This window comes from Tessaracoccus lacteus, from assembly GCF_029917005.1.
GTDB classification, from domain to species: Bacteria; Actinomycetota; Actinomycetes; order Propionibacteriales; family Propionibacteriaceae; genus Arachnia; species Arachnia lactea.
In genome coordinates this window covers 1,172,841-1,188,026 of record NZ_CP123967.1, presented here as the reverse complement: position 1 = coordinate 1,188,026, position 15,186 = coordinate 1,172,841, and the positions used below count along the sequence as shown (strand labels likewise).

The 15,186-nt window shown below is 69.0% G+C and carries 16 protein-coding genes; 1 reads left to right on the top strand and 15 read right to left on the bottom strand.

What is annotated here, in order from left to right; genetic code table 11:
* Positions 1-723: a hydrogen peroxide-dependent heme synthase gene (gene hemQ, locus QH948_RS05350; protein WP_281145830.1), complete on the top strand. Its 723-nt coding sequence runs from the start codon at positions 1-3 to the stop codon at positions 721-723.
* 498 nt (positions 724-1,221) lie between these two features.
* Here hemQ and QH948_RS05345 read toward each other — a convergent pair whose 3' ends face one another.
* The 15 genes from QH948_RS05345 to QH948_RS05275 form a co-directional block, all read right to left on the bottom strand.
* Positions 1,222-1,503, bottom strand: coding sequence for a GIY-YIG nuclease family protein (locus QH948_RS05345; protein ID WP_281145829.1), 282 nt, complete (start codon positions 1,501-1,503; stop codon positions 1,222-1,224).
* 848 nt (positions 1,504-2,351) lie between these two features.
* Positions 2,352-2,951, bottom strand: a complete 600-nt coding sequence (locus tag QH948_RS05340) for a histidine phosphatase family protein (RefSeq protein WP_281145828.1) — start codon at positions 2,949-2,951, stop codon at positions 2,352-2,354.
* Complete coding sequence (rsfS, locus tag QH948_RS05335; protein ID WP_281145827.1) at positions 2,948-3,328, bottom strand: ribosome silencing factor; 381 nt, start codon at positions 3,326-3,328, stop codon at positions 2,948-2,950. The genes QH948_RS05340 and rsfS overlap by 4 nt, the downstream gene beginning before the upstream one ends.
* Positions 3,315-3,986: a nicotinate-nucleotide adenylyltransferase gene (nadD, locus tag QH948_RS05330; protein WP_281145826.1), complete on the bottom strand. Its 672-nt coding sequence runs from the start codon at positions 3,984-3,986 to the stop codon at positions 3,315-3,317. The genes rsfS and nadD overlap by 14 nt, the downstream gene beginning before the upstream one ends.
* Positions 3,983-4,120 carry a hypothetical protein gene (locus QH948_RS05325; RefSeq protein WP_219080255.1) on the bottom strand — a complete coding sequence of 46 codons (138 nt, stop codon included), beginning with the start codon at positions 4,118-4,120 and terminating at the stop codon, positions 3,983-3,985. The genes nadD and QH948_RS05325 overlap by 4 nt, the downstream gene beginning before the upstream one ends.
* A 36-nt stretch (positions 4,121-4,156) precedes the next feature.
* Positions 4,157-5,398 (bottom strand): glutamate-5-semialdehyde dehydrogenase, encoded by a 1,242-nt coding sequence (locus QH948_RS05320; protein ID WP_281145825.1) that lies wholly within the window; start codon positions 5,396-5,398, stop codon positions 4,157-4,159.
* 65 nt (positions 5,399-5,463) lie between these two features.
* Positions 5,464-6,081, bottom strand: coding sequence for a PQ-loop domain-containing transporter (locus QH948_RS05315; RefSeq protein WP_281145824.1), 618 nt, complete (start codon positions 6,079-6,081; stop codon positions 5,464-5,466).
* Between the two features lie 87 nt (positions 6,082-6,168).
* Entirely contained in the window at positions 6,169-7,263 is a 1,095-nt protein-coding gene (gene proB, locus QH948_RS05310) for a glutamate 5-kinase (protein ID WP_281145823.1), read from the bottom strand.
* Complete coding sequence (gene obgE / locus QH948_RS05305; protein ID WP_281145822.1) at positions 7,253-8,752, bottom strand: GTPase ObgE; 1,500 nt, start codon at positions 8,750-8,752, stop codon at positions 7,253-7,255. The genes proB and obgE overlap by 11 nt, the downstream gene beginning before the upstream one ends.
* A gap of 129 nt (positions 8,753-8,881) precedes the next feature.
* Positions 8,882-9,133 carry a 50S ribosomal protein L27 gene (rpmA, locus tag QH948_RS05300; protein ID WP_219080266.1) on the bottom strand — a complete coding sequence of 84 codons (252 nt, stop codon included), beginning with the start codon at positions 9,131-9,133 and terminating at the stop codon, positions 8,882-8,884.
* A gap of 13 nt (positions 9,134-9,146) precedes the next feature.
* The gene (gene rplU, locus QH948_RS05295; protein WP_219080268.1) at positions 9,147-9,455 is read right to left on the bottom strand and encodes a 50S ribosomal protein L21; all 309 of its coding nucleotides are present in this window, start codon (positions 9,453-9,455) and stop codon (positions 9,147-9,149) included.
* Between the two features lie 138 nt (positions 9,456-9,593).
* Positions 9,594-11,270 carry a ribonuclease J gene (locus QH948_RS05290; protein ID WP_281145821.1) on the bottom strand — a complete coding sequence of 559 codons (1,677 nt, stop codon included), beginning with the start codon at positions 11,268-11,270 and terminating at the stop codon, positions 9,594-9,596.
* A 146-nt stretch (positions 11,271-11,416) separates the two neighbouring features.
* Positions 11,417-11,950, bottom strand: a complete 534-nt coding sequence (locus tag QH948_RS05285) for a GNAT family N-acetyltransferase (protein WP_281145820.1) — start codon at positions 11,948-11,950, stop codon at positions 11,417-11,419.
* Between the two features lie 141 nt (positions 11,951-12,091).
* Positions 12,092-12,832: a 4-hydroxy-tetrahydrodipicolinate reductase gene (gene dapB, locus QH948_RS05280; protein ID WP_281145819.1), complete on the bottom strand. Its 741-nt coding sequence runs from the start codon at positions 12,830-12,832 to the stop codon at positions 12,092-12,094.
* A gap of 116 nt (positions 12,833-12,948) precedes the next feature.
* A complete protein-coding gene (locus QH948_RS05275; RefSeq protein ID WP_281145818.1) occupies positions 12,949-15,153 on the bottom strand; it encodes a polyribonucleotide nucleotidyltransferase in 2,205 nt (734 codons plus the stop codon).
* Positions 15,154-15,186: the final 33 nt, after the last annotated feature.

Genomic DNA, 15,186 nt, shown 5'->3' with positions numbered 1-15,186 from the left:
ATGACCGTGAAGCACCCCGGCCGCGACGAGCGCGACGCCACCGACGTCGACCTCGAGGCCATCAACGCCTCCCCCCTCTACGCGATGTACTCGGTCTACGCGACGTGCACGCCGCTGTCCGCGATCGACGAGACCCTCGACCGCGCCGAGCAGGACCTGGAGTCGACCGGCGTGACCGTCCGTGGCTTCTACGACGTCGGCGGCTTCCGCGCGGACGCGGACCTGATGGTGTGGACGCTTGCCAGCGACCCACGCGACCTGCAGGCTGGCTACCACGCGTTCCGGCAGAGCTCGCTCGGTCAGTACCTGGAGCCAGTCTGGTCCGTCATGGGTGTGCACCGCCCAGCGGAGTTCAACCGGACGCACGTGCCCAGCTGCTTCGCGGGCTTCGCCCCCCGCCCGTGGCTGACGGTCTACCCGTTCGTGCGCAGCTACGACTGGTACGTCCTGGACGACGAACACCGCTCGAAGATGCTCTACGAACACGGCATGGCCGGCCGCGAGTACCCGGACGTAGTGGCGTCGACACTGTCAAGCTTCGCGCTGGGCGACTACGAGTGGATCCTCGCCTTCGAGGCCGACGAGCTGCACCGCCTGACCGACGCGATGCGTCACCAGCGCGGCGTGGAGGCCCGCCTCCACGTCCGCGAGGAGACGCCGTTCTACACCGGCCCGCGCGTGTCACTGTCGGAGTGGATCTCCCGCCAGCCCGTCTTCGAGTGACCGGTTCCCCGGCTCCCTGAGCCCCCACCGGCTCCCTGAGCCTGTCGAAGGGCGCCGAGCGCAGCGAGGCGAATCCCTGGCGTCAGCTGCGTCCCTTCGCTCCGCTCAGGGCGTTTCGACAAGCTCAACGACCCCGGGTTCCCTGAGCCTGGATCCGGTTCCCTGAGCCTAGATACGCTCCCTGAGCCCCCACCGGCTCCCTGAGCCCCCACCGGCTCCCTGAGCCTAGATCCGGTTCCCTGAGCCTGGATCCGGTTCCCTGAGCCTGTCGAAGGGCGCCGAGCGCAGCGAGGCGAATCCCTGGCGTCAGCTGCGTCCCTTCGCTCCGCTCAGGGCGTTTCGACAAGCTCAACGACCCCGGGTTCCCTGAGCCTAGATCCGGTTCCCTGAGCCTAGATACGCTCCCTGAGCCCCCACCGGCTCCCTGAGCCTGTCGAAGGGCGCCGAGCGAAGCGAGGCGAGAATTCTGTCACCAACAGTGCCCGTCTCGGAAAGAGGCTAGCTCTCCTCATCGCTGCGGCTCCTGGCCAGGTCAGGAAGGTCCTTGAAGCGGCCGTCGATCAGCGCCCTCTTCTTTGCCCGGCTCCAGCCGTGTACCCGGCGCTCCATCGCCCATGCCTCATCGACCGTCTCGAACTCTTGAGCGAACGCAAGCTGCAAGGGCAACCGCTCCGCGGTGTACTTGCCGCCTTTGCCCATGAGGTGCTGGTCGATGCGCGCGTCCAGATCCGACGTGCTACCGACGTAGTAGCTTCCGTCCCCACACTCCAGGATGTACATCCATGCCATGACTCAGTGATGGCGGATCCGGCTGCGAGAATGCCATGCGCGCCCATGTCCGGGGATAACTCCGGGCAGCCGGCCGCTGCATGAGCACCGACGAACGCACCTAGCGCCGCCGGTCAGTTCCTCGCCTCGCTTCGCTCGGCGCCCTTCGACAGGCTCAGGGAACCGAAAGAGACAGGCTCAGGGAACCAGACCAGCTCAGGCAGCCCGGGTCGTTGAGCTTGTCGAAACGCCCTGAGCGCAGCGAAGGGACGCAGCTGACGCCAGGGATTCGCCTCGCTGCGCTCGGCGCCCTTCGACCAGCTCAGGGAACCGAGGAGACAAGCTCAGGGAACCGAAGGAGACAAGCTCAGGAAACCGAAAGAGACAGGCTCAGGGAACCAGACCAGCTCAGGCAGCCCGGGTCGTTGAGCTTGTCGAAACGCCCTGAGCGCAGCGAAGGGACGCAGCTGACGCCAGGGATTCGCCTCGCTGCGCTCGGCGCCCTTCGACAGGCTCAGGGAACCGAAGGAGACAAGCTCAGGGAACCGAAAGAGACAGGCTCAGGAAACCGAAGGAGACAAGCTCAGGGAACCCAGACCAGCTCAGGCAGCCCGGGTCGTTGAGCTTGTCGAAACGCCCTGAGCGCAGCGAAGGGACGCAGCTGACGCCAGGGATTCGCCTCGCTGCGCTCGGCGCCCTTCGACCAGCTCAGGGAACCGAAGGAGACAGGCTCAGGGAACCGAAAGAGACAGGCTCAGGGAACCGAAAGAGACAAGCCCAGGGAACCGAAGGAGACAAGCTCAGGGAACCGAAGGAGACAAGCTCAGGAAACCGAAGGAGACAAGCTCAGGAAACCGCGATCAGTGGCCGACGTTGTGGGCGATCAGGCGCCAGCCGCCGTGCGAGTAGTCCAGCTCCGAGTAGTGGGCGTTGCCGAGGCCGCCGAGGATGCGGCCGTTCAGGCCCAGCAGCCCGTGCAGCACGCGGTTCAGCAGGAGTCCGTGGGCGACGACCAGGATCGTCTGGCGCGGGTGCCGCTCGGCGATCTCCTCCACCGCCGGCAGCCCGCGGGCCACGACCTCGGCGAGGGTCTCCCCCGTCTCGGAGCGACGGAAGTCGATCCCCTTGGCGTAGAGCTCGTCGTATTCGGGCATCTCGGCCTTGACCTCGTCCCACGTGCGGCCCGACCAGGTGCCGACGTCGATCTCCATCAGCCGGGGATCGGTGACGATGTCCGCACCCGGGCGGACGAGACGCGCGGTCTCGAGCGCCCGTGCCTGCGGAGAGGCGTAGACGGCGTCGAAGTCGAAGTCCGCGAGCTGCTTGCGTCCGGCCTCGGCCTGCGCGATCCCCGTCGCGTTGAGAGGGATGTCGGCGCGGCCCTGGAACCGCCCCTGGAAGTTCCAGTCGGTCTGGCCGTGGCGCAGCAGGACCAGACGCGTCCCGTCGGCGAACGTCACGCTTCCTCGGCCGGGGGCAGGTCCAGGTTCAGCTCGATCTGCGGGCAGTCGCTCCACAGCCGCTCCAGGTTGTAGAGCGTGCGCTCCTCGTCGTGCTGGACGTGCACGACGAAGTCGAGGTAGTCGAGCAGCACCCAGCGGTTCTCGCGGTCACCCTCGCGGCGGGTCGGCTTCACGCCGACCTTCAGGAGCGCCTCCTCCACGCCGTCGACGATGGCGCCGACCTGGCGCTCGTTGCCCGCGGACGCGATGAGGAAGATGTCGGTGATGCTGAGCATCTCGGAGACGTCGAACGCGACGATGTTGCTGCCGAGTTTGTCGGCGGCGGCCTGGCCCGCGACGCGGACCCAGCTCAGGATGTTCTCAGGAACGGTCATCAGGGACCCCTAACCCGGGGACCGGATACAGGCCCCGCTTGGCGATGTACTGGACGATGCCGTCTGGCACGAGGTACCAGATCGGCTGCTGCGCACGAACCCGGTCGCGGCAGTCGGTCGAGGAGATAGCCAGCGCGGGAACCTCGAGCAGCGTGACGGCGTCGGACGGCAGGTGCGACAGGTCCTTGCTGGTCAAGGGCACGCCCGGCCGGGTGACGCCGACGAAGTGCGCCAGCCCGAAGAGCCGCTCCGCGCCGCGCCAGGTGAGGATCTGGCGGAGCGCGTCGGCGCCGGTGATGAAGAACAGGTCGGTGTCGTCGCCCCGCTCGCGACGCAGGTCGGTCAGCGTGTCGACGGTGTAGGTGTCGCCCTCGCGGTCGATGTCGACGCGGGACACGGAGAACCGGGGGTTCGAGGCGGTGGCGATGACCGTCATGAGGTAGCGGTCCTCTGCGAGCGAGACCAGACGGTCGCGCTTCTGCCACGGCTGCCCCGTCGGCACGAACACGACCTCGTCGAGGCCGAACTTCGACGCGACCTCCGAGGCCGCGACGAGGTGGCCGTGGTGGATGGGGTCGAACGTGCCGCCCATCACCCCGAGCCGGTACCGGCGGCCCTGGTGAGCGGCGCGGGCCAGCGCGAGTTCGGTCGAACTCACTTGGAGTGCGGGCGCCCGGACCCGAACCCGATGATCCAGGCGACGACGCCGAGGAGGATACACAGGAAGATCAGGCCCATGACCCAGCTCGGCACGAGCGGCTCCGACGCCGCGGCCTCAAGAAGGAATGTCATGGATCGGGATCCTACCAATCCCCGCCCACGTTCGCCTCAGGACCGGATCTGTCCGTCCCCCTCGACGATGTACTTGTACGACGTCATCTCCTGCAGCCCCATGGGGCCGCGGGCGTGCAGCTTCTGCGTGGAGATGCCGATCTCGGCGCCGAAGCCGAACTCTCCCCCATCCACGAACCGGCTCGACGCGTTGACCAGCACCGCGGCGGCGTCGACCGAGGCGATGAAATGGTCGGCCGCGCGGCGATCGCCGGTGACGATGGTCTCCGAGTGGCCCGTGGTGTGGCGGCGGATGTGGTCGATGGCCTCGTCGATGCCGTCCACGACGCGGGCGGCGAGGTCGAGGGTCAGGTACTCGGCGTCGTACTCGTCGTCGCGGGCCGGCACCACGGCGTCCGAGAAGCCGGCGGTGGCCTCGTCGCCGTGCACGGTCACTCCGGCCTCGGCAAGGGCGGCCAGCGCCTTCGGGAGGAACGCGTCGGCGATGTCGCGATGCACGAGCAGGGTCTCCGCGGCGTTGCACACCGAGGGGCGCTGGGCCTTCGCGTTGAGCAGAATCGCCAGCGCCGAGTCCAGGTCCGCGGAGGCGTCGACGAAGATGTGGCAGTTGCCCGTCCCCGTCTCGATCACGGGCACTGTGGACCCGTCGACCACGGCGCGGATCAGGCCGGCGCCGCCGCGCGGGATGAGCACGTCGACGAGCCCGCGGGCGCGCATCAGTTCGCCCGTCACGTCGCGGCCGCCCTCCACGAGGTGCACGGCGTCAGGGGAGACGCCGACGCTCTCGAGCCCGCGGCGCAGTGCGGCGACGGTGACACGGTTGCTGTGCAGGGCCGCCGACGAGCCGCGCAGCAGCGCCGCGTTGCCGGACTTGAGGCAGATCCCGGCAGCGTCGGCCGTGACGTTGGGTCGGCTCTCGTAGATGATGCCGATCACCCCGAACGGGACGCGTACCTGCGTCACCTTCACCCCGCCCGCCAGCCGCCAGCCGCGGATGACGTCGCCGACGGGGTCTGGCAGTGCGGCGAGGTCGCGGAGCCCCTGCACCATCCCGGCGACGCGTGCCGGGCTCAGCGCCAACCTGTCGATCAGCGACTCCTCCGTGCCCGCGGCGCGGGCCGCGGCCACGTCCTCGGCGTTGGCAGCCAGCAGATCAGGCTCAACCGCGGCCAGCGCATCGGCCATGGCGTGCAGGGCTGCGTCCTTCGCCTTCCTGGTCAGCGTCGACAGTTCGAGCGACGCCCCGCGGGCGGCAACAGCCTGGGTCTGGAAGTCCATGGGTGCGATTCTAGTGACGGCCGAGACACCGCGCGGCCGCCTCAGGTCGCGTGGACGTGCCCCGGTCAGCGGGCCGGGGACACGTCGACGGCGCGGATCCTGGCCCGTGCGCGCGCGGTGCGCACCAGGTACACGCTCAGGTTGGCGACGCAGATGACCACCATCGCGCCGGCGCACGTGATCAGCGCCCAGTCCGTCGTCATGATCCCGAAGGAGAACCACATCGACTGCACCACGAGGAAGATCACGAGGAAGGCCCCGGACACTCCCGTCAGGTCGGGCGCGGTGATGAGCTCGCGCAGCTGGGCCCCCTGGCCGACGAGCTGCGGAAGTGCGACAACGATGCCGAAGGCCAGGGCCCCGAAGACGATGTTCGTGAAGGAGAGGAGCAGCGCCATGGTGACGGGCAGCACGAGGGCGGGCAGGAGCTGCTGCCCCCTGTCACGGAGGATGAAGATGACGATGACAAGGCCCGCGGCCGCCATCAGCATGTTGGGCCACTGCATCTGCTGCTGCTGGACGAGGTAGCCGTGCACGCACCACGCCGACGCCGTCGCCACCGTCAGCTGCCACAGCCGGAGCGAGACGCCTGCGCTGGTGCGGGCCCGCAGGATCCGCACCAGTTGCGGAATGTTGGACACGATGCCGATGACGGCTGCTACCCACCCGAAGACCTCGATCACCCCAGCAGCCTACGGGTCGGGTTCACACATTTTGAAACCGGGCACCTGATTCCCGCCCGTTCCTCGCCACGCCGTGCACGAGGCGGTTCAGTCGCTGAGGATCAGGTGGTCGCGGTGCACGACGGGGCGTTGGCGGTGGTGGCCGGCCTCGTCGCTGGAGTGGCCGACCTCGCGGGTCAGCTGAGCGCTGGAGTATCCGACGAAACCGCGGCCGACGGGCATGCCGTCGGGGCCGACGATCGAGACGGCCTCCCCTTCGGCGAAGTGGCCGTCGATGCCGGTCAGCCCCGCGGCGAGCAGCGACGCGTGGCGGGACTGCAGCGCGCGCACCGCTCCCGCATCGATGTGCAGGGCCCCACGTGGCTCGGCGGCGAACTCCAGCCAGAGCAGCCTGCGGGGACGGCGCTTCCGGCGGGCGGGGAAGAACGTGCCCACCTCGTCGCCGGCGAGGGCCCGCTCCAGGTCGTCGGCGTGCCCGAGCACGACGCTCACGCCGGCCTGGGTGGCGATGTCGGCCGCGATGAGCTTGGTGGTCATCCCGCCGGTGCCGACCTTGGACCCGACCCGCGACGTGTCGACGTCCAGTTCTGCGATGTCCTCGACCCGCTCGATCAACCGGGCGCCGGGCGTCTCGGGATGCGCCGAGTACAGGCCGGGCACGTCGCTCATCAGGAAGAGCGCGTCGGCGCGCACCAGGTGCGCGATCAGCGCGGCGAGCCGGTCGTTGTCGCCGAACCGGATCTCGTGCGTCGCGACGGTGTCGTTCTCGTTGACGATCGGCACGACCCCGAGCCGGAACAGCCGGGAGATGGTGTTCAGCGCGTTGCGGTAGGTCTTGGGACGCAGCACGTCCTCGACGGTCAGCAGCAGCTGCGCGACCATCGTGTCGTGCTCCGCGAACGCGTCCGCATACGCTCGGATGAGCAGGCCCTGCCCGACGGCCGCCGCGGCCTGCTGCGACTCGAGGTCACGGGGCCGCCGCTTCAGCCCGAGCGGCCCGATCGCCGCGGCGATGGCGCCGGAGGTCACCAGCACGACCCGGATACCACGCGCCTGCACGGCCGAGAGCAGGCGCGCCAGCTGGGTGACGCGCGCCGGATCGAGGCGGCCACCGGGACCCGTGAGCGCGGAGGAGCCGACCTTGACGACGATCCTCCCCGCCTCCGTGACCTCAGGCCTCATCGACGCCCTCGGGATCGAACTCGACGCCCTGGCTGGCGGCGTCGATCGCCTTGGCGGCGTGGTATTCGGCGTCGAGCCTGCGGCGCCGCGCGACGGCGGGGCGCTCGGACTCGAGACGCTGGTCCTCGCCCCGACGGCTGAGGATCTCCGCGCCGATCTCAACCTGCGGGGCGAAGTCGAACACGACGGCGTTCTCGCCGCCGATGGCCACCGCGTCGCCGGCGCGGGCGCCGATCTCCAGCAGCCTGGTCTCGACGCCGAGGCGGTTGAGGCGGTCCGCGAGGTAGCCGACGGCCTCGGCGTTGGTGAAGTCGGTCTGGCGGACCCAGCGCTCGGGCTTCTCGCCGCGGACGCGCCACACGAAGCCGCCCTCGCCGTCGCCCTTCTTCGCGATGGTGAACTCCTCCACCTTCTCCCCCTTGCGGGAGCCGACGGGTGCGGGTCGCAGCACCTTCCGCTCGACCGGTGCGGGCAGCGCGGCGCGGCGCTTCTCCACGATGTCGGCCATGGCGAACTTCAGCTCGTTCAGCCCCTCGCCGGTCTTGGTGGAGATGGTGAAGATCGGGTGGCCGAAGCGCTCCAGCTCGGGCCGGGTGATCTCTGCGAGTTCGTGCGCGTCGGGCAGATCGACCTTGTTCAGCGCGATGAGCCGCACGCGGTCCTCGAGGCCTCCGTGCGCGTCGAGCTCCGCCTCGATGGTCTCGAGGTCGGCGACCGGATCGCGGCCGGGCTCGTACGTCCCGAGGTCGATGACGTGCACGATGGCCTGGCAGCGCTCGATGTGGCGGAGGAAGTCGAAGCCGAGACCCCGACCCTCCGAGGCGCCCTCGATGAGGCCGGGCACGTCGGCGACGGTGTAGGTGACGTCACCCGCGACGACCACGCCGAGGTTCGGGACGAGCGTCGTGAAGGGGTAGTCGGCGATCTTCGGCCGGGCGCGGGAGATGGCGGCCACCAGCGACGACTTGCCGGCCGACGGGAATCCGACGAGGCCGACGTCGGCGACGACCTTGAGCTCGAGCTGGATCAGGCGCGATGAACCCTCCTCACCCAGCAAAGCGAAGCCTGGGGCCTTGCGGGCCGCCGTGGCCAGCGCGGCGTTGCCGAGGCCTCCCCTGCCGCCCTGCGCGACGACGAGCTCCTCGCCCGGCGTCGTCAGGTCGGCCAGCAGTTCCCCCGTCTCCGCGTCCGTCACGACGGTGCCCTTCGGCACCGCCAGCACCACCGACTCACCGCGGGCGCCATGGCGGAAGTCGCCCATGCCGGGCTGCCCGTTGGTGGCCTTCCGGACCGACTGCCGGTGGTACTCGACCAGGGTGGACAGCGAGTCATCGACTTTCAGCACGATCGAGCCGCCCTCGCCGCCGTTGCCGCCGTCGGGTCCCCCGAGGGGCTTGAACTTCTCACGGTGGATGGAGGCGCAGCCGTGGCCGCCGTTGCCTGCCTGGACGGTGAGCTTCACCCGGTCGACGAACGAGGGGATGGCCATGAAGTGACTCCTAGGGGTCGGTTGCGGCCAGCTTACTGCGACCGCGGCGCGGGTCATCCGCGCGGTTCGTGCCTGCAAAAACGAAGAAACGGCCCCGAAGGGCCGTTTCTCGGAGAGTGTCTTCCCGGATCAGGCGGGGACGACGTTGACGACGCGACGACCGCGCTTCACGCCGAACTCGACCTGGCCCTCAACGAGAGCGAACAGCGTGTCGTCGCCGCCACGACCGACGCCGTCGCCGGGGTGGAAGTGGGTGCCACGCTGACGGACGAGGATCTCGCCCGCGCCGACAACCTGACCGCCGTAGCGCTTGACGCCGAGACGCTGAGCGTTCGAGTCACGACCGTTGCGCGTCGAGGACGCGCCCTTCTTGTGTGCCATCTGAAGTTCCTCCTCAGGCCTTGATGTCGGTGACCTTGACCTGGGTGTACCGCTGACGGTGACCCTGGCGCTTCTTGTAACCGGTCTTGTTCTTGTACTTCAGGATCCGGATCTTCGGGCCCTTGGTCTCGCCAAGAACCTCGGCGGTGACGGACACCTTGTCGAGCTTCTTCGCGTCAGAGGTGATCGAGTCGCCGTCGACCAGCAGCAGCGGCTGCAGGGTGACGGTACCGCCGACCTCTTCGGACACCAGATCGATGTCCAGGACGTCACCGACAGCAACCTTGTGCTGACGGCCACCGTTGCGCACGATCGCGTACACGACTGACCTACCTTCGTTTCAACTTCAAAAGCGTTGGGGACGCCCGACCCGATATCAAACCAGGGGGCAATGCACCGATGGGCTACTTTACGCGGCGGGCTGCAGCGGGTCAAACCGGGGCGGCCCACCACGCGGCGACTACGTCGTGACGACCACCGGGACGATCATCGGGCGGCGACGCAGGCGCTTGCTCACCCACTGGCCGACGGTGCGGCGTGTGATCTGCTGCAGCCGGTAGGCGTCGTTGACGCCGTCGTTCATCGCGTCCTCGAGCGCCTTCGCGACGCGGGAGCGTGCGTCCTCGAACACCGAGTCGTCCTCGGCGAGGCCGCGGATCTGGACCTCTGGGCCGGAGACGATCTTCCGGTTGTGCAGGTCGACGACCGTGATGACGGAGACGAACCCCTCCTCGCCCAGGATGCGGCGGTCCATGATCGAGTCGGAGATGTCCCCGACGAAGGAGCCGTCGACGAAGATGTAGCTCGCGTCGATGGAGCCCACCTGCTTCGCGACGCCGTCCTTCAGGTCGACGACGTCTCCGTCGCCGATCACCAGCACGCGCTCGTGCGGCACGCCCGTCAGCTCGGCGAGCTTGCCGTTGGCGATGAGGTGACGCGCCTCGCCGTGCACCGGCAGGGCGTTCTTCGGGCGCAGGATGTTGTAGCAGTAGAGCAGTTCGCCGGCCGAGGCGTGGCCGGAGACGTGCACCAGCGCGTTGCCCTTGTGCACGACGTTGGCGCCGAGCTTCGACAGCGCGTTGATCACGCGGTAGACGGAGTTCTCGTTGCCGGGGATCAGGGAGCTGGCCAGCAGGACCGTGTCGCCGGGGCCGACCTCGATGACGGGGTGGTCCTTGTTCGCGATGCGGCTCAGCGCGGCGAGCGGCTCACCCTGCGACCCCGTGGAGACGATGACGACCTTGTCCTTGGGGTACTTGTCGATGTCCTTCAGCTCGATCAGCGTACCCGCCGGGACCTGCAGGTAGCCGAGGTCTCGGGCCGTCGACATGTTGCGGACCATCGAGCGGCCGACGTAGACCACCTTGCGGTCGTAGCGGACGGCCTGGTTGAGGATCTGCTGCACGCGGTGCACGTGCGACGCGAAGCAGGCAACGATCAGCTTGCCAGTGGAGCTCTCGAACACCCGCTGGATCGCGGGGACGGTGTCGCGCTCGGGGGTGGTGAAGCCGGGCACCTCGGCGTTGGTGGAGTCGGCCATGAACAGATCGACGCCCTCCTCACCGAGGCGGGCGAAGCCGCGCAGGTCGGTGATGCGGCCGTCGAGGGGCAGCTGGTCCATCTTGAAGTCGCCTGTGTGGAGCACCAGGCCGGCCTTGGTGCGGATGGCGACGGCCAACGCGTCGGGGATGGAGTGGTTGACGGCCAGGAACTCGAACTCGTAGTTCCCGATCTCGAGGATGTCGCCCTCCTCGACCGCGTCGAGGGTGAAGTTCCTGATGCGGTGCTCGCGGAGCTTCGCGGCGACGAAGGCCAGCGTCAGCTTGGAGCCGTAGACCGGGATGTCGGGGCGGCGCTTCAGGAGGTAGGGAACGGCGCCGATGTGGTCCTCGTGGCCGTGGGTGAGCACCAGGGCCACGATGTCCTGCTCGCGCCCCTCGAGGTAGTCGAGGGCGGGGAGGATGAGGTCGACGCCGGGGTGGTGGTCCTCGGGGAAGAGGACGCCGCAGTCGACGAGGGCGATCTGGCCGTCGATCTCGAACGCGGTCATGTTCCGGCCGACGTCGCCCAGCCCGCCCAGCGGGATCACGCGCAGGGTTCCGGGGGCCAGTTTCGGCGGCGTCTTCACATCGTTCATGGGTCTCACCCTAGTGTGTCCCGGCCCCGATCGGCCCGTCAGCGGCCCTCGACAGCACGGCGCCCCGGCCCATCCCGAGAATCGGTCAGTGATCGATTCTCCCCGGTCCGGCGACGAGAAACGCCCACTGCCTGTGCGTGCGACGGTCAGCCGGCCGGCGAGATGTCGGTGTGCAGGCGCACCAGCTTGGTGTGCACCCCCGACTCGTCGACGGCGACCTCCTGGTGGGCGCCGTCGGCACCCCACCCGCACCCGACGAGGAACGCGCGCAACGCGTCGTCGGCGGCCCGGACCCACATCGTCGCGACGTGGTAGCCGTCGGTGCGCAGCGTGTCGACGGCCGCGTTGATGAGCCGCGAGCCGTGCCCGTGGCCGCGGAACTTCGGGTCCACCACGAACTCGCCGATGGCCCCGTCGCGCTCGTCGGCGTCGTCGTCTGGCGAAGGCCCCGTGACCGCGAATCCGACGACGCCCGCATCCCCGATCGCGACGAGCACCCGGAAGTGCGCCAGCGGCGGCTTGACGATCGCCTCGTGCCAGGCGCGGGCCGCCTCATCGGCGGGCATGTCGGCCACCGCCGCCGCCAGCACCTCCGACTCGCTCCAGGCGCGCCGCTGGATGCGAGCGACGTCGACGGCCTCGGAAGGCAGGGCGAGGCGGACGGTGTCGATGGCAGACATGCGCCCCATCGTAGTCAGACCGCTCGCGCGACGGTGACTTCGGCGGACGGGGCGAGGCAGTGGGCGATTCTCGACGCCGGACCGGGGAGAATCGATCACTGACCGATTTTCGGGGAGGGTCGGGAGTCTCCTAAGGGAGGGTCAGAAGTCGAGGACGTCGTCCATCTCGAGGGTCAGGCCGGGGTGCGCGACGATGTGGCGGATGCCCGCGACGACGCCGGGCATGAAGGAGACCCGGTCGTAGGAGTCCTCCCGGATCGTCAGCGTCTCCCCTGCCTGCCCGAACAGCACCTCCTGGTGCGCGACCAGCCCCTGCAGCCGCACGCCGTGCACGTGGATGCCGTCGATGACCGCGCCACGGGCGCGGTCGTCGTGCACCGTCGCGTCCGGGACCGGGCCGAGCCCGGCCTCGTCGCGGGCAGCGGCGATCCGGCGTGCGGTCGTCGCGGCCGTGCCCGACGGCGCGTCGGCCTTGTTGGGGTGGTGCAGCTCGATGATCTCGACCGACGGGTAGAACTTCGCCGCGATCTCCGCGAACCGCATCATCAGGATGGCGCCGATGCCGAAGTTCGACGCGATCAGCACGCCGACCTTCGGATGGGCCTCGACCAGTTCTCGCACGCGCGCGATGCGCTCCGGTGTGAATCCCGTGGTGCCGATGACCATGTTGATGCCGTGGCTGACCGCCCACTCGATGTTGTCCATCACGGCGTCCGGATGCGTGAAGTCGACGATGACCTGAGCTGGCCCGACCGTCTCGCGTGGCTCGCCGATGTCCACTCCCCCGACGATGGTCATGCCCTCGGCCTTGTCCACCGCGTGGACGACCTGGCTGCCCATCCGCCCACTGGCGCCGAACACGCCGACCCTGATCTCGCTCATTGCTGGTCTCCTTCGCTGTCCTCCCCAGTCAACCACACGTCGAAAGCCCCACGGAGCGCACGAAGGGGGCGCCGGGGAATCCCCGGCGCCCCCTTCTCAGGCGTTCAGCGTGAGGCTCAGGCCTCGTCGGCCGCCTCGGTCTCCTCGACGACGGGGACCAGCGACAGCTTGCCGCGGTCATCGATGTCGGAGATCTCAACCTGCAGCTTCTGGCCGACGCTCAGCACGTCCTCGACGTCCTCGACGCGCTTGCCACCGGCGAGCACGCGGAGCTTCGAGATGTGCAGCAGGCCGTCCTTGCCCGGCATCAGCGACACGAAGGCACCGAAGCTGGTCAACTTCACGACGGTGCCCAGGTAACGCTCGCCGCGCTCCGGCATGTGCGGGTTCGCGATGGCGTTGATCTGCGCGACGGCGGCCTCCGCGGCCTCGCCCGACTCCGCGCCGACGTAGACGGTGCCGTCGTCCTCGAGGGAGATGTTGGCGCCGGTCTCGTCCTGGATCGTGTTGATGACCTTGCCCTTGGGGCCGATGACCTCGCCGATCTTGTCGACCGGGATGCGCAGGGAGATGATCCGCGGCGCGTAGGGGCTCATCTCGTCGGGCATGTCGATGGCCTCGCCCATGACGTCGAGCAGGGTGTGCCGGGCGTCACGGGCCTGCAGGAGAGCCTTCTGGAGCTCGGAGGCGGGGATGCCGTTGAGCTTCGTGTCGAGCTGGAGGGCGGTGACGAAGTCACGGGTGCCCGCGACCTTGAAGTCCATGTCGCCCAGCGCGTCCTCGGCGCCCAGGATGTCGGTCAGCGCGATGTACCGGGTCTCGCCGTCGACGTCCTCGCTCATGAGGCCCATGGCGATGCCGGCCACGGGGGCCTTCAGCGGCACGCCGGCGTTCAGCAGCGACATGGTGGACGCGCAGACCGAGCCCATCGAGGTGGAGCCGTTGGAGCCCAGCGCCTCGGAGACCTGACGGATCGCGTAGGGGAACTCGGTGCGGGTCGGCAGCACGGGCACGAGCGCACGCTCGGCGAGCGCCCCGTGGCCGATCTCGCGGCGCTTCGGCGACCCGACGCGGCCGGTCTCACCGGTCGAGAAGGGCGGGAAGTTGTAGTTGTGCATGTAGCGCTTCGTCGTCTCCGGCGAGAGCGTGTCGATCTTCTGCTCCATGTCCAGCATGTTCAGGGTGGAGACGCCAAGGATCTGGGTCTCGCCACGCTGGAACAGCGCAGAGCCGTGCACCCGCGGGATGACCGCAACCTCGGCGGACAGCGCGCGGATGTCGGTGACACCACGGCCGTCGATGCGGACCTTCTCGGTCAGGGTGCGGTGGCGGACGATCTTCTTGGTCAGCGCCTTGACGGCGGCCGAGATCTCATTGGTCCGGCCGGCGAAACGCTCGGCGAGCGCCTCGGTGACCTCCTGGCGGATGGCGTGCGTGGCGTCGTCGCGCTCCTGCTTGCCGGCGATGGTCATCGCCTCGCCGATCCGGGTCGCGGCGAGCTCCTCGACGGCGGCGAAGACGTCGTCCTGGTAGTCGCGGAAGACCGGGAAGTCGTAGGTCTCCTTCGGCAGCTTGGCCGCGAGCTCCGACTGCGCGTCGCACAGGGTCTTGATGAAGGGCTTCGCGGCCTCGAGGCCCTGTCCGACGATCTCCTCGGTCGGCGCGGTCTTCCCGGCGCGGACGAGTTCCCAGGTGGCCTCGGTGCCGCCGGCCTCGACCATCATGATCGCGACGTCGCCGTCCTCGAGGACGCGGCCCGCGACGACCATCTGGAAGGTCGACTTCGCGACCTGCTCGACGGTCGGGAAGCAGACCCACTGGTCGTCGATCAGGGCTACGCGCACGCCGCCGATCGGGCCGGAGAAGGGCAGCCCGGCGATCTGGGTCGACATGGAGGCGGCGTTGATGGCCACCACGTCGTACATGACGTTGGGGTTGAGGGCCAGCACGGTCACGACGACCTGGACCTCGTTGCGCAGACCCTTGACGAAGGCGGGGCGCAGCGGGCGGTCGATGAGGCGGCAGGCGAGGATCGCACCTTCGCCCGGGCGGCCCTCACGACGGAAGAACGAGCCGGGGATGCGGCCCGCGGCGTACATGCGCTCCTCGACGTCGACCGTCAGCGGGAAGAAGTCGATCGCGTCGCGCGGGGTCTTCTGGGCGGTGGTCGCCGACAGCAGCATGGTGTCGCCGTCGAGGTAGACCGCGGCCGAGCCGTCGGCCTGCTGCGCGAGCACGCCCGCCTCGAAGCGGACGGTGTGCTTGCCGTGCTTGCCGTTGTCGATGATGGCTTCGGCGAATTCGATGCCTGGTCCTTCCACGGACAGGCTCCTTTCGGTAGCTGTGCGCCCGAG